The organism is Pseudoxanthomonas sp. SGT-18, from assembly GCF_003931645.1.
In the GTDB taxonomy this organism is placed as follows: Bacteria; Pseudomonadota; Gammaproteobacteria; order Xanthomonadales; family Xanthomonadaceae; genus Pseudoxanthomonas.
This window is the reverse complement of sequence record NZ_RRYJ01000012.1, coordinates 1-16,885: the sequence shown is the minus strand read 5'-3', so window position 1 is coordinate 16,885 and position 16,885 is coordinate 1. Positions and strand designations below refer to the sequence as shown.

Annotated in this window: 22 protein-coding genes and 1 pseudogene; 9 read left to right on the top strand and 14 right to left on the bottom strand. The window is 70.7% G+C overall.

Annotated features, from left to right (window positions below):
• Positions 1-5: 5 nt before the first annotated feature.
• The 4 genes from EIM47_RS14195 to EIM47_RS14180 form a co-directional block, all read right to left on the bottom strand.
• On the bottom strand, positions 6-872 hold the full coding sequence (locus EIM47_RS14195) for a GGDEF domain-containing protein (RefSeq protein ID WP_240626251.1): 867 nt from the start codon (positions 870-872) through the stop codon (positions 6-8).
• Positions 873-929: 57 nt separating this feature from the next.
• Positions 930-1,190: a hypothetical protein gene (locus EIM47_RS14190; RefSeq protein WP_125111868.1), complete on the bottom strand. Its 261-nt coding sequence runs from the start codon at positions 1,188-1,190 to the stop codon at positions 930-932.
• 534 nt (positions 1,191-1,724) lie between these two features.
• Positions 1,725-3,299, bottom strand: a complete 1,575-nt coding sequence (locus tag EIM47_RS14185) for a tannase/feruloyl esterase family alpha/beta hydrolase (RefSeq protein WP_125077283.1) — start codon at positions 3,297-3,299, stop codon at positions 1,725-1,727.
• A 130-nt stretch (positions 3,300-3,429) separates the two neighbouring features.
• Complete coding sequence (locus EIM47_RS14180) at positions 3,430-3,768, bottom strand: excalibur calcium-binding domain-containing protein (protein WP_125077282.1); 339 nt, start codon at positions 3,766-3,768, stop codon at positions 3,430-3,432.
• Between the two features lie 339 nt (positions 3,769-4,107).
• Between EIM47_RS14180 and EIM47_RS14175 the strand changes: the two genes are divergently transcribed.
• Complete coding sequence (locus EIM47_RS14175) at positions 4,108-4,518, top strand: hemerythrin domain-containing protein (protein ID WP_019399064.1); 411 nt, start codon at positions 4,108-4,110, stop codon at positions 4,516-4,518.
• A 113-nt stretch (positions 4,519-4,631) separates the two neighbouring features.
• Here EIM47_RS14175 and EIM47_RS14170 read toward each other — a convergent pair whose 3' ends face one another.
• The 8 genes from EIM47_RS14170 to EIM47_RS14140 all read right to left on the bottom strand — a co-directional run bounded on the left by EIM47_RS14170 (position 4,632) and on the right by EIM47_RS14140 (position 10,315).
• Positions 4,632-5,279, bottom strand: a complete 648-nt coding sequence (locus EIM47_RS14170; RefSeq protein ID WP_125077281.1) for a glutathione S-transferase family protein — start codon at positions 5,277-5,279, stop codon at positions 4,632-4,634.
• Complete coding sequence (locus EIM47_RS14165) at positions 5,276-5,497, bottom strand: DUF4287 domain-containing protein (protein WP_019399062.1); 222 nt, start codon at positions 5,495-5,497, stop codon at positions 5,276-5,278. Before EIM47_RS14165 ends, EIM47_RS14170 begins: the two co-directional genes overlap by 4 nt.
• Before the next feature lie 75 nt (positions 5,498-5,572).
• Positions 5,573-6,070, bottom strand: a complete 498-nt coding sequence (locus EIM47_RS16020) for a DUF3592 domain-containing protein (protein ID WP_125108905.1) — start codon at positions 6,068-6,070, stop codon at positions 5,573-5,575.
• Positions 6,067-6,240 carry a hypothetical protein gene (locus EIM47_RS16015; protein WP_240626250.1) on the bottom strand — a complete coding sequence of 58 codons (174 nt, stop codon included), beginning with the start codon at positions 6,238-6,240 and terminating at the stop codon, positions 6,067-6,069. Before EIM47_RS16015 ends, EIM47_RS16020 begins: the two co-directional genes overlap by 4 nt.
• A gap of 445 nt (positions 6,241-6,685) precedes the next feature.
• On the bottom strand, positions 6,686-7,432 hold the full coding sequence (gene map / locus EIM47_RS14155) for a type I methionyl aminopeptidase (protein WP_125077279.1): 747 nt from the start codon (positions 7,430-7,432) through the stop codon (positions 6,686-6,688).
• Between the two features lie 110 nt (positions 7,433-7,542).
• Entirely contained in the window at positions 7,543-8,691 is a 1,149-nt protein-coding gene (locus EIM47_RS14150) for a GGDEF domain-containing protein (RefSeq protein WP_240626249.1), read from the bottom strand.
• A 190-nt stretch (positions 8,692-8,881) separates the two neighbouring features.
• The gene (locus EIM47_RS14145) at positions 8,882-9,520 is read right to left on the bottom strand and encodes a hypothetical protein (RefSeq protein ID WP_125077278.1); all 639 of its coding nucleotides are present in this window, start codon (positions 9,518-9,520) and stop codon (positions 8,882-8,884) included.
• A gap of 87 nt (positions 9,521-9,607) precedes the next feature.
• Complete coding sequence (locus EIM47_RS14140) at positions 9,608-10,315, bottom strand: hypothetical protein (protein WP_019399056.1); 708 nt, start codon at positions 10,313-10,315, stop codon at positions 9,608-9,610.
• A gap of 578 nt (positions 10,316-10,893) precedes the next feature.
• On the opposite strand from EIM47_RS14140, the gene EIM47_RS14135 reads away from it, so the two are divergent.
• Both EIM47_RS14135 and EIM47_RS14130 read left to right on the top strand, forming a co-directional pair.
• Entirely contained in the window at positions 10,894-11,883 is a 990-nt protein-coding gene (locus EIM47_RS14135) for a hypothetical protein (RefSeq protein ID WP_125077276.1), read from the top strand.
• A complete protein-coding gene (locus EIM47_RS14130; RefSeq protein ID WP_019399054.1) occupies positions 11,880-12,221 on the top strand; it encodes a hypothetical protein in 342 nt (113 codons plus the stop codon). The genes EIM47_RS14135 and EIM47_RS14130 overlap by 4 nt, the downstream gene beginning before the upstream one ends.
• Before the next feature lie 167 nt (positions 12,222-12,388).
• Here the strand turns inward: EIM47_RS14130 and EIM47_RS15715 are convergent, their stop codons facing one another.
• On the bottom strand, positions 12,389-12,775 hold the full coding sequence (locus EIM47_RS15715; protein WP_164514622.1) for a hypothetical protein: 387 nt from the start codon (positions 12,773-12,775) through the stop codon (positions 12,389-12,391).
• A 15-nt stretch (positions 12,776-12,790) separates the two neighbouring features.
• Here EIM47_RS15715 and EIM47_RS14125 point away from each other — a divergent pair.
• The 6 genes and pseudogenes from EIM47_RS14125 to EIM47_RS14100 form a co-directional block, all read left to right on the top strand.
• Positions 12,791-13,531, top strand: a pseudogene (locus EIM47_RS14125) (recombinase family protein); the annotation flags it as partial.
• Positions 13,528-14,046 (top strand): hypothetical protein, encoded by a 519-nt coding sequence (locus tag EIM47_RS14120; protein ID WP_125077275.1) that lies wholly within the window; start codon positions 13,528-13,530, stop codon positions 14,044-14,046. The pseudogene EIM47_RS14125 and the gene EIM47_RS14120, both read left to right, overlap by 4 nt.
• A 126-nt stretch (positions 14,047-14,172) precedes the next feature.
• Positions 14,173-14,922, top strand: coding sequence for a CPBP family intramembrane glutamic endopeptidase (locus EIM47_RS14115; protein WP_125077274.1), 750 nt, complete (start codon positions 14,173-14,175; stop codon positions 14,920-14,922).
• Positions 14,923-14,930: 8 nt separating this feature from the next.
• A complete protein-coding gene (locus EIM47_RS14110) occupies positions 14,931-15,422 on the top strand; it encodes an AraC family ligand binding domain-containing protein (RefSeq protein WP_199728431.1) in 492 nt (163 codons plus the stop codon).
• Positions 15,423-15,462: 40 nt separating this feature from the next.
• On the top strand, positions 15,463-15,900 hold the full coding sequence (locus EIM47_RS14105) for a transcriptional regulator (protein ID WP_026010617.1): 438 nt from the start codon (positions 15,463-15,465) through the stop codon (positions 15,898-15,900).
• Positions 15,897-16,352, top strand: coding sequence for a GNAT family N-acetyltransferase (locus EIM47_RS14100; protein WP_019399046.1), 456 nt, complete (start codon positions 15,897-15,899; stop codon positions 16,350-16,352). Before EIM47_RS14105 ends, EIM47_RS14100 begins: the two co-directional genes overlap by 4 nt.
• Before the next feature lie 120 nt (positions 16,353-16,472).
• Here the strand turns inward: EIM47_RS14100 and EIM47_RS14095 are convergent.
• Positions 16,473-16,885, bottom strand: a 413-nt coding sequence (locus tag EIM47_RS14095; protein ID WP_205948731.1) for a glutathione S-transferase family protein, incomplete at its 5' end; no start/stop codon positions are given.

Here is a 16,885-nt window from a genome sequence, read left to right as displayed (position 1 = left end):
GCGGCTCAGCCGAGGGTGGCTTCTTCCAGCTGCGCCGCCTCGGCCGGCAGGGGCGCCGGCCCCTGGTCGCCCAGGGTGACCACCGTGGTGTGGCGGCCGCTGGCCTTGGCCTCGTACAGCGCCTGGTCGGCGCGCAGCAGCGCCTCGGTCACCGCCCTGCCCGGCTGCGGGTACAGGTAGTGCAGGCCGATGCTGAGGGTCAGCCGCTTGCCGGGCACGTGCGAGCCCTCGTGCTCGATGCCCAGGCCCGCGATGTCGGCATGGATCGCCGCCAGGGTGGTTTCCACGTCGGCCAGGCTGGCGTCGTACCAGACGCAGACGAATTCCTCGCCGCCGTGGCGGGCCACCATGTCCAGCGGCCCGCGCGCGTGCGCGCCCAGCACCCGGCCCACCGCGCGCAGCACGCGGTCGCCGGCCGGATGGCCGTAGCGGTCGTTGTAGGCCTTGAACCAGTCCACGTCCATCAGCGCGATGCCCAGCGGCCGCTGCTCGGCGCGGGCGCGCTGCCACACCGCGTCGATCCGCTCGGCGAAGGCGCGGCGGTTGGGCAGGCCGGTGAGGTAGTCGCGGTGGGCCATGCCGCGCAGCTGGCGCGCCATCAGGAAGTTGCCGCGCCCCTCCTGGTCCAGCACCCAGGCGGTGATGATGCCGATGATGTTGGTGGTGACGGTGAACACGGTGCGCATGGCCAGCTCGTCGGCCGGCAGGCCGGCCACCGCTTCGGCCAGCGGATACACCACGGTGGTGGTGCCGCACAGGATCGCGGTGTGCAGGCGCATGGCGCCGCAGCCGTACAGGTACATCAGCACCCGCAGCACGCCCTCGTAGTCCTGCGGCATGCCCAGGGCGCGGGTGCGGGTGACCAGGACCACCGCCCCCAGCGCGGTGCACAGGCAGGCCAGGCCGGCCAGGCGGTGCAGGATGCCGCGTCACTCCTCGCGGAACGAGGCGGCCAGCAGCAGCACCAGCGGCGCCACCATCAGCAGCAGGCGCAGGAACACCACCTCGCCCATGATCGGCGGGGGCGCCACGAACAGGTCGAGGATGGCGTAGGCCAGCAGCACGCCGACCGCAGCCCCCAGTGCCCAGCGGATGCGCGCCACCAGGGCGGCGTCCTGGAACAGGCGGTACTCGGCCTCCAGCTGCGGCTCGAACCGCCGCAACAGGCCATAGCGCCGCGGCGGGTTCACGGGATCGCCTTCACCGTCGGTGCGGAATGCAGTGGAAACCATCAGGACCGCTCGCTGGACTGGGAAGTCGCACCCCGCCGCAAACAGCAGGCGAGGTCCGACACCATCGTTAACGGCCGCCGCCCGCCGGACTTGAACAGTGCGTATGGAGCGCGCAGGCCTGGGCCGGTGCCCGCCCGGGTCCCGGGCTGGCGACCGGCTCCCGCGCACGCCCCCGGCGCGGCCTAGTGTCCCGGCATCCCCGCGGCCTGGCCATCGGGGAAGCCCCTACAGCAGGTCCGCCGGCGCCCGACGCCGCACGGCATGGAACCCGGCGCGGGTACGGCTGACGCCCCGCACGCCGGGCAGCCGCAGCATCCATCGAACGGCCCGGGCAACCGCTGCCGCCGCAACGCGGGCGCGAACGCCTCGCCGGGGCCGCGCCCCTGGTCGCGCACCCAGGCGCGCGCGGACCGAAGAACGGCGTGGCGAGCAGCAGCGGCATCGCGGCGCGGCCAAGCGGCCGCGCATGGAGGGAACAGGCCGGTGCCGGCCTCAGTCGCCGGCCTGGCAGATGTAGCTGTCCGGGTGGGCCGGATCGCCGCCCTGGTAATGCGCATGGGTCGGGTACGGGCACAGCGGGCGCTCGCCCGGCAGGGCAGCCCCGCGTGCCAGCACCCGGCCGGGCGCGCGGCCCTGTTCCACCCACTCCACCAGCGGGGTCAGCAGGTCGAACTGGTCGCGCGCGGTGCCGCCGCCGCAATGGCCCATGCCCGGCACGAAGTAGAACCGCGCCGCGTCGTTCCAGGCCTGGGCGCCGTTGGCCGCCTCGGCGCGCCTGAAGTAGTCCAGCGTGTCCCAGGCCGAGAACCAGGGATCGCTGACGCCATGCACGTACATGGCCTTGCCGCCGCGGCCGAGGAAGCCGCCGAGGTTGGTCCAGGTGTCGGTGTCGGTCAGCATCTGCACCGCGTCGGCGCGCACCCGGCGGGCCTGGGCATCGGCGTCGAAGCCCTCGGCCGGGGGCATCACCGCGGCGAGGATGTCCGGCCCCTCGGCCGGCAGGAAGCCGGGGATGCCCGGGCCCTCGTACACGATGCCGGTGTCGTAGGGGTAGTCCACGTACAGCGGCGCGCCGGCCGCGTCGCGCGGTGCCTTGAACGCCTCCTCCAGCGCCGCGACCTGGGCCGCGGAGAGGCAGCCGTCCTGCTTGCCGGCCTTGCACTGAAGGCGCTTCGGCTCGAAGCGGCAGGCCAGCACGTTCTCGATCACCCCGTCGGCCAGGCCGTCCAGGGCGTCGCACTGCGCCAGCAGTTCCTTCAGGACCAGCGCCTTGTCCGCGGCCGAATAGGTCCGCGCCAGCTGCGGCTTGCCTTGGGCATCGCGTGGCGCGGCCTGCATGAACCTGCTGCGCGCATGCGCCAGGGCCAGGTTGGAGAAGCCGGTGCGCATGGCCGGGGCCACCGCGATCACGCCGTCGAACAGCTCCGGATAGCGCTGGGTGGCGAGCATGGTCTCGCGGCCACCGGTGGAGCAACCGGCCATGTACGAATGGTGCGGCGCCTTGCCGTAGTAGCGCTCCACCAGCAGCAGCGCGGCCTGGGCGGTGGTGCCGACCGAGGCATGGGCGAAGTCCAGCGCGGCGCGCTGGTCGCGCATGAACGAGGCGTCGAAGCCCTCGCCCTTGTGCCCGCTGTCGGTGGAGACCACGGCAAAGCCGCGTGCCAGCGCAGGCGCGTCGCCGGCGGCGGTGGTGCCCAGTGCCGGGGCGATCGAACCGTTGAGCCCGCCGCCGCCCTGGAACAGGAAGCGCCCGTTCCAGCCCTCCGGCAGGGCCAGCTCGAAGCCGATGCCGTAGCGGACGCCATCGGCGCCGGTGCGGTCGTTGATCCGGCCGGAGACCTTGCAATGCGTCGGCAGCGGTACCGCCACCGGCGGCAGGTAGGGCTGCGCGCGCACCGTGCCCGGGGGCGCCGCGGGCACGCGCTCGGCCGCGGTCACTTCCAGCCGCAGCCGCGCATCGGTGAAGCCCACCAGCGCCTGGCACGCATCCGCGCCCTTGCCCGCGGCCAGCGCCTCGCCCGCCATGCCGCCCAGCAGCACCAGGCCCAGCAGGGCCGCTCCGGTCATCCGCATCGCATCCTCCCCTTGGTCACGGTTCCGTCCAGCCCGCGCGCGCCGGCAGCCGACGGCATGCAGGACGGCGCAGACGGCCGCATCTTCCGGCACGCTTCCGGCGGAAGGCAATGCGGCGGCGCGGTTACTCGCAGCCGATGCCGTCGTTGTCGCGGTCCAGGTTCGGGCCGTAGCCGGGATCGCCGCGGCGTACCGGGGCGGCGCCGGCCGCGCGTGCCTCGGCGCAGTTGCGGAAGGCACGGCCATTGGCCGGGGCCGCGCGCGCGGGCGCCTGCAGCGACTGCGCCTGGCTGGCGGCATTGCCGGCGGGCGCGCGATGGCAGTGGTAGCCGCCGTTGCGGCGGTCGTGGTGGCAGCCCTCGGCGTTGAGCCCGCCGGGGTGGGCCTGCGCCAGCGGGGCCAGCGGCGCGAGCAGCACGACCAGCAGCAACCACCAAGACCTGGACTTGCGCCTGTTGCGCATGGATCCCCCTCCCTCCCGGTGTCCGCACACAGGTACCGCCAAATACCCTGGCATGCAATCGGACACTGGTTCACCCCTCCGGGACTGGGGCCGGGGCGGACCGCTCGTCGACGCAGGCGCATGCCTGCGCCGGCGGGAACCCCCGCATCCTGCAACGCCTGCTCTACCTCCGTCCTGCTGCATTTGCCCGCACGCGCCGCGGCGTGCATGCGTGGCCCAGCCCCTGCGGATTGCGGCCGGCATGGCCCGCGCTTGACCCAGGTCAGGGCACCACGAAGCGGCGACCGCCACAGTGCGCGCGTGGGCATCCGCCCATGCACGCGAGGACTGCAACACGCCATGGACATGGATCGCTACCACCGCGACCACGCGACGATCCTGGAGCAGATCGAGACCCTGCGCTCGCTGTCACGGGCCGGGATCGCCGGCAACGCCGGTGCCATCAGCCAGGCCATCGTCGGCACCGCCAGCCTGATCAAGTTCCACCTGGCGGCCGAGGACCAGGTGCTGTACCCGCGCCTGGCGCGCAGCGGCCGCGCCGACCTGGCCGCGCTCAGCTCCCGCTACCAGGCCGAGATGCAGGGCCTGGCCGAGGCCTTCGGCCGCTTCGTCGAGCGCTGGCGGGTGCCGGCGCGGCTGCAGGCCGACCCGGAAGCGTTCCGCAGCGACGCCAACACCGTGCTGCGGGCGCTGTACGAACGCCTGCGCCGCGAGGACCGGGAGTTGTATCCGGCCGCCGGCCGGCTCTGAGCGCGGCGCCGCCACCGGCGCGACGAAGGCGGCGGCGAAGAACGCCAGCGAGCCCAGGTCAGGCCCCAGGAACGGCATGTCCGCCATCGCCGGCACCTCGTGGCCGCGGGCAGCTAGGCCGCCTGCGGTACCGGCGGCAGCTCCGGTGCGTCCAGTCCGGCGAAGAGATCGGACCAGGCCGGAAGCGCCTCGATCCGCGCGTACCAGGCGCGGATCGCCGGATAGTCATGCAGCGGCAGGCCGGCGATCTGGTGGTGCGGCAGGAAGCTGGCCATGCGGAAGTCCGCATAGGAGATCCCGTCGCGCAACAGCCAGGGCCGCGCGGCCAGCTGTTCCTCCAGCAGCGCGGCGCTTTCGGCGAACAGCGCCAGGCCCTTGGCCACCTCGCCCCGGTCCACCGGTCCCAGGCCGTAGCGCTGCTTGGTCACGTACTCGAACTGGACCATGTCGCAGGCGCGCACGAAGTTCTGCTTGCCCCAGCTGAGCCATTGCAGCATTGCCGGCTCGTCCATGCCGGTGCGCCAGAACGGCGAACGCACCTCGCGCGCCAGCCGGCAGGCGATGGCGTCGGTTTCCCACAGGCTGCTGCCGTCGTCGTACACCAGGATCGGGACGCGCAGCGCCGGGTTGAGCGGGCGGTAGCGCTCGGCCTGGCCCGGCGCCAGCGGCGCGGCAAACTCGAACTGCACCGGCGCCTGCAGGTAGCGCGCGGTGGCCACGGCCAGGCGCGGGTTGGGGTTGCGGCTGTACAGCAGCTTCATGCGCCCCTCCCCTGCCGGCTGCGGTGCCAGGCGACGAGGGCATTGGCATGGCCGTGGCCCAGGCCGTGGGTCTGCCTGAGCAGGGCCACCTGGTCCATGTGCGCCAGTCCGGCGGTCTGGTCCAGCACCGCCAGCCAGTGGGCGATGGGCTTGCCGTAGGTTCGTTCGATCGAGGGGAAGTAGGACGCGGGCCCGGTGGCCCCTGCTGGATTGCCCATGGCGTGCTCCGTGCGCGGGGATGTCGCCGGTACGACGTCCCGGGCGCGCCCCGATCGACATTGCGGGCGCGCCGCCTAGCGCAGTCCGTAGTGGGCGAAGTACAGCAGCGGTGGCAGCAGGGCCAGGACCAGCAGGAAACCGATCCCGAACCACCCCGGACGCACCAGGAAGGCGCGGTGGTGGCGGGTCGGGTGGTGCAGCACCCGCACCCGGTCGCCGTCCGCGTGCACGCCCAGGCGCTGCAGCTCGAGCAGGCCGCGGAGGGCGCCGGAGGCAGCCAGCGGCCAGGCCGTCACCCGCGAGCCACGGTAGCGACGGCCGTCCACTTCGTACTCATAGTCGGCCTTCATGCGGTAGGTACGCTCCGCCCGGAGCAGGGCCACGCCGATCTGGCGCTGTTCCAGCATGCGCAGGGTGCCGGCCACCGCGGGCCAGCGGCGGATGCGCAGCAGGTACCACGCGCCGTAGCCGCAGCACAGCGAGGCGTACATCCACATCCAGAACAGCAGCGCCTGCCTGTCGCCGGCGGCCGCGCCGTGCCACATGCGCACCAGGTACTCCGCCACGCTCACGTGCCGGCCTCCGCGGCCGGGCGCACCCTGCGCCACGCGCGCCGTTCCAGGTACAGGCACAGCAGGCCAAAGCCCATGAACGCCAGCCCGCCGAACAGGGGCAGGCGGGCGGCCGCGGTAATCCCCGGCTGCAGCACCGCAAGCTCCGGCCGGGCGGGGTGGTGGAACACGGCCACCTTCCGCCCCGGTGCCAGGCCGGCAAGCATGGCTTCGGCGCCCTTGCGGTCGCTGGAAACCGGCAGGCCGGAGAAGTACAGGCGGGTGGACTCGTAAGGACTGCCCGCGCACCTGGTAGCGGTAGTGCACGCGCGGGAGGAAGGTGTGGGAGCGGCGGACGTCCAGCCCGGCATCCAGCACCACGCCTTCCACGGCCGGCCAGTCGCGCGAGGCCGCGGCGTGGGACAGCCCGTGCAGGCCCGCAGCCAGCAAGGCCGCGCCCAGCAGCACGAACAGCGCGCAGAACAGCTGCTTCAACACCTGTGTTGCCCGTCCCCTTGTGGCCCCGGGCAGGCGACCACCAATCCCGTGGCGGGGCAACTCCCCCCGCCCCGCGCCTGCCCTGTCGGCGTCGGATCATCCGGCACCACGGCGGCCGCTGGCAACGGCCGGGGATGCTCAGTGCAGGGTCAGGACGATGGGCGCGTCGCGGGTGATGACCAGGGTGTGCTCGTACTGGGCCGAGCGGTTGCCCGGCGCGCCCAGCAAGGTCCAGCCATCGCCGGCTTCCTCGACCACGCGGGTGCGGGTGGAGATGAAGGGCTCGATGGTGATCACCATGCCCTCCTCCAGCACGCGCGCGTCGGTCGGGTCGTAGTAGCCGGGGATATGGTCCGGCTCCTCGTGCAGGCTGCGGCCCACGCCGTGGCTGCCCAGGTTCTCGATCACCCGGAAGCCGAACCGGCGCGCAGTGGCCTCGATGGCCTTGCCGATCAGGTTCAGCGGCTGCCCGGCGCGGGCGACCTTCAGCGCCTCCGCCAACGCAGTGCGCGAGGCGTGGCACAGCCTGGTATCGCGCGCCGAGGCCTTGGGCAGCACGCGGGTGCCGCCGGTGTCGGCATAGTAGCCACCCAGCTCGGCCGAAACGTCCACGTTGAGCACGTCGCCGGCGCGCAGCACGCGCGGGCCCGGCACGCCATGCGCGGCCTCCTCGTTGACGCTGATGCAGGTCGCGCCCGGGAAACCGTAGACCGCGCGTGGCGCCGGCGTCGCCCCGGCGTCGGCCAGCATGCGTTCGCCGATGGCGTCCAGTTCCGCGGTGGTCATGCCCGGAACGGCCGCCGCCAGCATCGCCTCGCGCACCCGCGCGACGATGCCGCCGATGACTTTCAGGCCCTCAAGGTCGGCAGGAGATTCGATGGTCATGCGCGGAGTCTACTCCTGGCGTGCGGCGGGGAATGGAACAGCGCTGCCGCGCGGGAGCGACCGGCCCCTGCTGGTGGTGCAGGCCGCCCATGCCGGGACCGGGCCGCACTTCAGGCCGCCTCGATGCGGTTGCGGCCGGATTTCTTGCCGCGGTAGAGCGCGGCGTCGGCGGCCTGCATGGCCTGCTCCAGGGCGGCGGTGCTGGCGAAGCTTCCGGAGATGCCGATGGTGACGGTGCAGCGCAGGGCTTGATGGGCCGGGTCATGGCCCAGGGCCTCGGCCTCGACCGTGCCACGGATGCGCTCGGCCAGGCTCCACGCGGCCTTGGCGTCGATGCCCGGGCAGACCACCGCGAACTCCTCGCCGCCCATCCGGCAGACCAGGTCGCCCGGGCGCACGGCACCGCGCAGCACCGTGGCCACCGCGCACAGCACCGCGTCGCCGGCCTGGTGGCCGTGGCGGTCGTTGATGCGCTTGAAATGATCCACGTCGATCATCAGCAACCGCGCATCGGCGCCCGGGCGCTGGAAGCAGGCCTCCAGCGCCTCGGCCAGGCCGCGGCGGTTGAGCAGCCGGGTCAGCGGATCGCGCGCAGCCATCCCGCGCAACTGGTCGGTCAGGCGGCGCAGCACCAGCCATACGAACGACGGCGGCATGATCGTCGCCAGCGAGCACATGTAGATGTAGAAGACCATCTGGAAGCGCGCGTCCATGTCCAGCGCCTCCAGGCCGCCGTCCACGAGCTTGCCCAGCTTCATCAGGTTGAGCACGAGGATGCCGCCGATCAGCAGCACGAACAGCACCACCTCTCCGCGCAGGTTGCGCGCGTAGCTGCACAGGCCCAGCAGCAGGGTCACGATCATGAAGGCGAAGCACAGCGAGCACACCGCCGACAGCAGGGCATAGCGCGCCACCGCGCCCAGGCCCCAGTGCACCACCGCCTGCAGCGCGGCATATCCCAGCACCACCGCGCACAGCGGCAGCAGCAGGGGCACGCGCTTGCCGAAGAAGCGCGCGCCGCCGATGCAGTACGCCACCAGCGCGCCGAGGGTGAAGCAGTGGTTGACCACCCCCATCCAGCCCCATCCGGGCGACTCCATCAGCTGCAGCACGTAGGCCACGCCGAGGATGAGATTGCCCGCCGCGAACGCATCCATGCCCATGCGGTCGCTTCCCAGGCGCCGGCCGATGAGCAGGAACATCACCGCGAAGCTCAGCGAGTAGACACACAGCATGCCTACGAGGACGGTGGCAACCATCGGTCAGTCCCTGGACGGATGTGGACGCGCGAACCATCGGGCTGCCAGCGCCGGACCCGCGCTGGCGCGGGCCCCTTCCGGCGCGCGGGAGGTCGGGCCGTGTCGTGGCAACGGCCACCCCGGGGTACGGGACACCCGTGCCCCGGGGGTAATGCAACGCAGCCGGATCCGGCCGCGCGGCTGCCTGCGGTCAGTTGCTGGGCAGCCAGCCCTTCTCGGTCTTCTCGAAGTTGTGCCAGGCGTGGCGCTCGACGCCGTCGCCGACCTGGAAGTCGTCGGCGAACTGCATCTGCTCCAGGTGGTTCCAGGCGACGATGAAGGACACCCGCCGCAGCTCGGCCTGCTCCGGCGCATCGGCGCTTTCCCAGAACGCACGGCACGGCGCACAGGCGGCCAGCATCGCGTCGCGACGCGGCGCGAATCCGTCGCCCTGGGCGTTGATCCACTGCGAGGCGACCATGACGGACTGCATCAGGTTGACCCCGTCCTGGAGCGCGCCGAAGTCCATGTCCGACTGCGCCTGGCGCGCCGCCGACTGCTGCAGCTCCTCGTTCAGGCCGCGGGCCAGGCCGAGGATGACCTCGCCGTAGGGCTTGGCCAGCTGCAGCTTGTAGGTGTAGGTCACCCGGTAGCGGTTGGCCGAATCCGGATCCAGCCGGCCATTGCTGCGCTGGAAATCCACGATTTCCAGGCCATCAGCCAGGTCGGTCTCGGCCAGCTTGCGCACCACTGGCTCGGCCACCTTGTCACTGGGCCGGTCCTCGCCGCAGCCGGCCAGCAGCAGCACCATCAGCGCCGCCGCCGCGGCCTTGGACAGAATTCGCTTCACGGATCACCTGCATTGGGGGGACGCCCTGCGCGCGGGCAGGGACAAGGCATCCGTTATCGGCCGGGCGGAGGCAAACCTTAGCCATGGCTAACGCCGCCGCTCGACCCGGAAGCGGAACACGTAGTCCTCGTCGTTCCAGTGCGCGACCACGTCGACCTCGTACGGCGCCCGGCCCCTGGCCTTGCCGACCACGATCTGCCCGCCCCAGGACTCCTGCGGGCCGACCGTGGTGGTCTGCAGGATGGTATTGCCGAGCCGTTCCAGGGTCGCGTGCAGCTCGCGGTCGATCAGGTAGATGCCGCCGGCGGCCAGCGCCGTGGCCGCGGCGGTCCCGGCGGCGGCCGCCGCCGGGTCGTACCAGGTGGTGCGCGCCAGGCGCGGACCGCGCGGCGTGTAAACCGTGGTGTCCACGCTGGTATAGGCGTTGTTGGTGGCCGCCACCGCCGTGGCCACCCCGGCCAGGGCCACGGCGACCGCCGCCCAGGTCGCCGCCGACTCCGCCTCCCGCTCCAGGTCCTCGTACGAATAGACCGGCACCCAGGCCCCGCCCACCCGCGCGGTGAAGTTCCCGGGCCCGAAGTCCGAAGGCATGTCCAGCTTGTTGTAGCCGGCCACGGCAAAGCTGATCCGCCCGTTGACCTCCACCCCCAGCGGCGTGACCCGCACCGCCCCGTTGCGCAGCTCCAGGTCGGCCGTCGGCCGCCCGTTGTAATAGCTCAGCTGTGCCGCGCCGGTATCGACCGGCGTGATCGTGTACTTCGTCGTCGCGCACGCAGTCAGCGCGAGCGCCGTCATGGCGCAAATCAGTGCCTTTCCAGCCATCCCCCTACCCCCCCACTCTGGCGCGTTCCGCCATGGGGACTCTATTACCTGGCCGGGCCGCTTGAAACGGACCACGGATGGCACCGTTGGGCGGCCAGACAGCCAGGACATCAGCCGGCAAACGGGGTGGCAAACACGGCAGACGGGGTCAGGTTCGCCTCCTGCAAGGCCGGTTGGATCTTCCGGAACCGGCCGGACCCTTGCCGCGGCGGACCAGGCCCAGGCCGCGGAAGTGGACCTGACCCCGCTCAACCCCGTTCGCAATCCGGCCGTGCCTCCACCCCAGCGGCGGACCCGCACCACCCCGTTGCGCGGCTCCAGGCCGGCCGTCGGCCGCCGGCGCGCGGCGCCCGCCGCACTGCCCCCGGCGCAAATAAGATGTATCCGGTGCCAGGGGCACCATCCCGGCCTGCCAGGATCGGCTCCCAATGGATCCCCGGCACGTCAGGGCCGACCTTTGCCGCACCGGTCGTTCCGCAGCGCGCAGGACCACGCCGCGCTGCTCCTGGCGCAGTTCCCGTTCCACGTTCCACGACCAAGGGAGTGAACGGATGTCACGCGTGCTGATGTGTGTCTTGCTGCTCTTCCTTTCCGGATGCGCCTCGGTGCCGAGGGAGGAAGCCCTGAAGCTCGGTGCTGCCGGACAGAAGGCCGCCGAAGCGGGCCAGGCCGCGCTGGCCGACCTGGCCGGCGAGGTCGGCGGGTTTCCCGAACGCAGCGCGGTGCTGCTGACGGTTGCCACGTGCACGGCGCCGGCAACACCCTCGCCGTGCGGGATCAGCCAGGCACCAGGCGATGTGCTCACGGCGGACGAAAAGCTTGCAGGGGTGATATCGCTGAGGGCCCGCGCCCTGTCCCAGCTGCATTCGGCCTATGGCGTCTTCCTGGAGGAAGCGGAGTACGACGCCGCGGTCGATATCGACCAGTCCCTCGGCGAGCTTGCCGACAGCGTCAACAACCTGGCCGGTGCCATGGCCTTGCTGTCGGGCGGGACCAGCTTGCTGGCGCTTCCGGCCACGAAGATCGCGCGCAAGGCGGCAGGGGAATCGGCCAGGACCGCGCAGAAGCGACGCCTGCTGGAAGCCAGCCGGGCATTGCGGGAGATAGACCAGCGGCTGCTCGAACTGCTGCGCGAGGAAGCGGAGGTCTACCAGGGCATCAGCGAAATCCTGCACTCCAACCGCCTGCAGCTGGCCGATGTCCTGCTGCAGGCCGGGCTCCTCGATCCCAGGCCGCTGGTCGACGATTTCCTTTCCCGCAACCGGCTGGGAGCGGCCATGGAACTGGAGGCCAGCGATCCGGTCGTCCTCGCCCTGGCGCGCACCGTCCACGCACACCAGGCCGGCCGCCTCGCCGCCGCGAGCCGCGCGGCCTACCAGTCGCACATCAGCGCCTTCGAAGCCCTTATCGCCCTGCACGAGGACTTCGAGGCCGGCAAGCCGCTATCGCTGGACGACGTCGCCAGGGCCCTGGGCGAGATCAGGCTGTGGGCTGAACTTCTCGAGGAACCCGACGGGCAGGCCGCGGAGGAAGCGCCGTGACGATCAAGGACACCAGGCTCAGGGAATTCCAGCGCGCCCTGCAGGACGCCACCGAAAACCTTGCCGCGGACATTGCCGCCGCCCAGGGCAACGCGGAGCTGATCCAGAAGATCCAGGCCAACTACTGGAAGCACCACGCCAACTGGTCCATGGCCGCCACCGCCGCGCTGGAAAAGAACAACGACAGGATCCAGGCGCTGTTCGACGACGCCAAGGCTGCGAACAAGGCGATCAGGGAGGCGCGCAAGAAGGCGGAGGACATCGCCACCATCGTCCGCTCCTCGTCCAACGTCGCCACGGCGCTCACGCAGCTGCTGGAGAACGTGGCCAAGGCCTAGGCACCCGCCCGCCACGCTTCCTGGATGACGAGGATCGCGTGCGCTACCGCCCCGGAACAAAAGGGCCAGAACCGGAGGAAACCCGACCCTGGCCCCTGTTTCCCATCTGAACCACCCGGGCCACGCCACGCAGCCCGGGTGGCACCGTTACACAATGCGCAACGGCGTCAGCCTTCGATGCCCATCTTCGCCTTGACCAGCTGGGCGGACTGCGTGCCGTGGCGGTCATACGGACGGGTCAGGAAGTACTTGTCGGCCGGGAAGCCGGCCGGCAGGATCTTCTTGTCCAGGGTCACCAGCACCTCGCCGGTGCCCGGCACCAGCAGGTCGAACGCATCCGGGAACACGACCGCTTCCAGCCGGGCGCTGCTGACGGTGGCCTTCTCGCCGCCGTTGTCGGACATGGCCGAGGCCAGGAACACGTACCCCTTCACGACCAGCGGCACGTCCGCGTTGCCGTTGCCGTCGCGCTTGCCGGCCAGCTTGGCTTCGACCTCGCGTGCGGCGGCCTCGTCCATCGGCAGCCAGAATTCCGAACTGTTGGCCAGGTCCATCGACGGCACACCACCAAGGCCTGGGTGACGCAGGGCGGGCGGCAACGAAGGGGCCGCCCCATCGATCAGCAGTACATCTTTGCCCTGCTGCGCAACCGGATCTACCTGGGTGAGATCCGCAACAAGGGTGTGTGGTACGCCGCTCAGCACCAGGCCATCGTCCCGCAGGAACTGTGGGAGGCGGCCCACGCCTTCATCGAGCGCCGCAAGCAGGCACCGCGTGAGCACCGCGCCAAACATCCGGCCCTGCTGGCCGGGCTGCTCTTCGCGCCCGATGGCCAGCGCATGTTGCACACCTTCGTCAAGAAAAAGAACGGGCGCATGTATCGCTACTACGTGCCCTACCTGCACAAGCGCCGCAATGCGGGCGCGAACCTGACGCCGGATGTGCCCAACATCGGCCACCTGCCCGCAGCCGAGATCGAGAACGCAGTGCTGACGCAGATCCACGCGGCGCTCTCGGCGCCGGAGGTGCTGATCGGCACCTGGCGCGCCTGCCAACGTCACCCCGCTGGCGCGGCTCTCGACGAAGCCCAGGTGGTCGTGGCGATGCGACGCATCGGCGCCGTGTGGGCGCAGTTGTTTCCGGCCGAGCAGCAACGCATCGCGCGGCTGCTGATCGAGCGGGTCCAACTGCATGAGCATGGGCTCGACATCCTTTGGCGCGATGACGGATGGATCGGACTCGGCCCGGACATCGCGGCACATCCCCTCGTCGAGGAGGCGCGCGCCAAGCCCGAGGAGACCTGTGTATGACCGACAAGCGCACCACTGTCGTTGGCAACCCGCGCCTCCTCACCGTCCGCATCGAGGTCGGGGCCGAGACCCGCAGCTACGTGAGCGGCCGCCAGCGCGTGACCCTGGTGCCGCTCACGATCAAGCGCCGTCAGAACCGCAAGCTGCTCATTCCCCCGGCGGCCGGGGATGCCGCGCGGGCATCGGGCGGGCTCGACGTCCCGATGATCAAGACCGTGGGCAAGGCCTTCTACTGGAAGCGCCTGCTCGACGAGGGGCGCTACCCGACCGCCACCGATCTCGCACGGGCACTGAAGCTGGAGCCCGGTTGGGTGGCCGAGGTGCTGCGGCTCACGATGCTGGCGCCCGACATCATCGAAGCCATCCTCGATGGCCGGCAGCCGCGACACCTGAACTTGCAGACCCTGCGCAGCCGGCACGATCTGATACCACGGGATTGGTCCGAACAGCGCGAAGTCTTGGGGTTTGCGAAGGAAAATGATCGCAGTTTTCATCATTTCACTGGAAACGGGTGAGGGCGCAAGCACTGCGGGCGCAATGGGGCACCCACTCCGCTTCGACAAAAGTGGCCTGAGGAACCTGTCAGCGGTGAAAATATGGCAATCGTCCTGCCGCACTCATCACCCCGCATGTCAACCCCAATGAAGCCCCAGTGGTGGTGTCGCACCTGGCCCGTGGCCCTCGTGGGCTGGGTGGGCGTGCTCGCCTTGCTGGGCCAGCCACTGCCCACCGTGCCCGCGGACCTCGCCGCACAGTGGGCCGCGCTGCCGCATTGGGCCCAGCGGGCGGTCTTGATCGTCCAGCCCGGGCTGCTGGTGCTGGCCGCCAGCGCGGTGGGGGCGGCCTTGGCCCATCGGGTGGGCTTGCGCAGCGCGCTGGCCGGCACAGGCACCTGCCCGCCTGGCCAGACATGGGCAGGGGTCTTGCTGCTCGGTGCGTGCGTGGGCGGTCTCGTACACGGGCTTGATCGGATCTGGGCGCCGCACTTGGGCACCGCCTGGCAGGCCTTGGTGCACGCCCAGTCGGCCCAACCCAGTTCCCCGTGGTGGATCGGCCCGCTCTACGGCGGGCTGGCCGAGGAGGTGATCGCGCGCTGGGGCGTGATGAGTTTGCTGGCCTGGGGATTGGCCCGCGTGTGGGGTGAGCGCCGCCAGCGGCTGGCTCTGGTGCTGGCGGTGGTCGTCTCAGCGCTGGCGTTCGGCGCGGCCCACCTGCCGATGCTGGCAGCACAGATCGACTTGAGCCCCGCCATCGTGGCGCGCACGCTGGTGCTCAATGCCTTGGGCGGCGTGGTGTACGCCGTCGTGTTCATCCGTCACGGCCTGGAAGCGGCCATGGCCGCGCACGCCAGCACCCACTTGGGGCTGCTGGCGGCCCGCGCCTGGGGATGATGCCCGCCATGCCAGCGGCCTTCCCCCTGCGGCCTGGTGCCTTGAAGGGCGTGCGCGCCGTCGTCGGCGACACGGCGCGGTCATTTGCGCGCCACACGCATGACGAGTTCGGCATCGGCCTGATCGACCGCGGCGCGCAACGTTCGGCCTCAGGGCGGGGCCCCGTCGAAGCATGGGCGGGTGATGTGATCACGGTCAATCCGGGTGAGGTGCACGACGGCGCGGCGCTCACCCCTGCCGGGCGGCGCTGGCGCATGCTGTACCTAGACGTCGGCGTTTTGCGAGCCTGGGCTGACGACATGGGCGCCGATGGTGTGCGCCTTGCCGCCGAGTTCACCCAGCCGGTGCTTCGAGACGCCCGCCTGGCAGCCGGTTTTCGGCAGGCTTTCGCGTGCGTGACCGGCCCCACACTGCCCGAGCAGGCACCTGCCCAGGCCATGGCTGCCCACGAGGCCTTGCTGAGTCTGTTGGGCGCGCGCTTGGCTTTCACGCAACGCTGAAAGCGTCGTCTGATTCATGTTCATCATGCAAGGATCTGCCATGGAACTTCACACCACCCCGGTCATCCCCGTGCTGCGCCGTCGCCTGACCGTGCGGCTGCCGCAAGTGGCGCAGATGGCAGGGCCCTGCTGCGCCGAGCTCGAAGCCCTGGCTCGCGCCCAGGGCCGTACCGTGCAAGGACCGCCCATCTTCGCGGCGCACGGATTGCCGCACGACGGGCACACCCCCTTTGATCTCGACATCTGCCTGCCGGTGTCCGGCCCGGGCACCGAGGAGTTGCCGGCGCTGTCTTGCATGCGCACGGTTTACTGCGGGCCATTGGAGGGCTTGTTTACGCAGGGCTACCAAGCCCTGCTGGACGCCATCGCGGCAGCAGGGCGAACCCCCAGCGGACAGACCCGCGAGGTCTACCACGCCTGGCACGGCCCCGACTCGTCCGACAACCGCATCGAACTCCAGATTGGCCTCGCCCCATGACGCCCGAACCCAAGCTTGAAGTGCGACGCTTTGCCGCCGAGGACTTCCCCACCTACCGCTCCTGGTACGCCGACGCGCGCTTGAACCGGCATCTGGGCCCGATGGACGAGGATTGGCTGGCCCATGTCCTGGCCGACACCGAGGGCGAGCAATGGGCGGTGCGATCCGATGCGGCGCTGGTCGCCGTCATCGGCCTCACCCCCGATCCCGAGCAGAGCGCTTGGGTCATCACTGACTTTGCCGTCGATCCGACGCGCCGCGGCCAAGGCTGGGGACGGCGGGCCTGGGCGGCCTTGCTGGCGCAGCCTGCGCTGCGCGAGCGCCGATCCTTTCGTGCCTACGTGGCCGAGGACAACCCCGAGGCCCTGGCCTTCTTCGAGGTGCTGGGCTGGCAGCGCCTGGCCGCGCCGAGCCGCGAGGATCCATTCTGGGCCTTGGCCTGGACGCGATGAGGCCCGGTGCGTCGAGCGGCCGGCGTCGTGCCGAAGACCTCGCGGAACACGGTAATGAAACTGCTGCCTCAGTCCTCGACGCTGGATATCCTTGCCTTGCCGTGCTTTCAGGTTTCGCACCTACGCCACCCATTTCTGCGGCCGCTTGCCAGGCAATAGCTCGTACGGCGACTTCCAGCCTGGCACTTGCGCCAGCCGATCCAGCCAGGCCGCAATGTTCGGATATGAGGCCGTCAGGTCGATCCCTGTCTCATCCTCTGGGTAAGACAGGTAAGCGCACATCGACATATCTGCAATGGTCAGGCGTCCGCACGCCACAAAGGGGGTCGCGCCAAGGTGTTGCTCAAGGATGCCCAGAAAATCCTTCACCCGGGCCAGGTGCCAGGCCAGCACGGCCGGATCACTCTGTGGCGTGAATGTGCGCAAGAAGCGATAGGTCGCCATTCCACCGGATAGCTTCTGGTTGTCCCAGAAGAGCCAGCGAAGAAGCTCGTAGGTCTCCTCGTCATTGATCGCCCCGAACTTCTCATACT

What these genes read in the sequence shown, in the direction of transcription:
- EIM47_RS14135 (WP_125077276.1), top strand. Translation starts at nt 10,894, where the DNA reads ATGTCACGCGTGCTGATGTGTGTCTTGCTGCTCTTCCTTTCCGGATGC.
- EIM47_RS14165 (WP_019399062.1), bottom strand. Translation starts at nt 5,497, where the DNA reads ATGGGCAATCCAGCAGGGGCCACCGGGCCCGCGTCCTACTTCCCCTCG.
- EIM47_RS14150 (WP_240626249.1), bottom strand. Translation starts at nt 8,691, where the DNA reads ATGGTTGCCACCGTCCTCGTAGGCATGCTGTGTGTCTACTCGCTGAGC.
- EIM47_RS14185 (WP_125077283.1), bottom strand. Translation starts at nt 3,299, where the DNA reads ATGACCGGAGCGGCCCTGCTGGGCCTGGTGCTGCTGGGCGGCATGGCG.
- EIM47_RS15715 (WP_164514622.1), bottom strand. Translation starts at nt 12,775, where the DNA reads ATGGACCTGGCCAACAGTTCGGAATTCTGGCTGCCGATGGACGAGGCC.
- EIM47_RS14120 (WP_125077275.1), top strand. Translation starts at nt 13,528, where the DNA reads ATGACCGACAAGCGCACCACTGTCGTTGGCAACCCGCGCCTCCTCACC.
- EIM47_RS14100 (WP_019399046.1), top strand. Translation starts at nt 15,897, where the DNA reads ATGACGCCCGAACCCAAGCTTGAAGTGCGACGCTTTGCCGCCGAGGAC.
- EIM47_RS14180 (WP_125077282.1), bottom strand. Translation starts at nt 3,768, where the DNA reads ATGCGCAACAGGCGCAAGTCCAGGTCTTGGTGGTTGCTGCTGGTCGTG.
- EIM47_RS14140 (WP_019399056.1), bottom strand. Translation starts at nt 10,315, where the DNA reads ATGACGGCGCTCGCGCTGACTGCGTGCGCGACGACGAAGTACACGATC.
- EIM47_RS14175 (WP_019399064.1), top strand. Translation starts at nt 4,108, where the DNA reads ATGGACATGGATCGCTACCACCGCGACCACGCGACGATCCTGGAGCAG.
- EIM47_RS14110 (WP_199728431.1), top strand. Translation starts at nt 14,931, where the DNA reads ATGCCAGCGGCCTTCCCCCTGCGGCCTGGTGCCTTGAAGGGCGTGCGC.
- EIM47_RS14105 (WP_026010617.1), top strand. Translation starts at nt 15,463, where the DNA reads ATGGAACTTCACACCACCCCGGTCATCCCCGTGCTGCGCCGTCGCCTG.
- map (WP_125077279.1), bottom strand. Translation starts at nt 7,432, where the DNA reads ATGACCATCGAATCTCCTGCCGACCTTGAGGGCCTGAAAGTCATCGGC.
- EIM47_RS14170 (WP_125077281.1), bottom strand. Translation starts at nt 5,279, where the DNA reads ATGAAGCTGCTGTACAGCCGCAACCCCAACCCGCGCCTGGCCGTGGCC.
- EIM47_RS14115 (WP_125077274.1), top strand. Translation starts at nt 14,173, where the DNA reads ATGAAGCCCCAGTGGTGGTGTCGCACCTGGCCCGTGGCCCTCGTGGGC.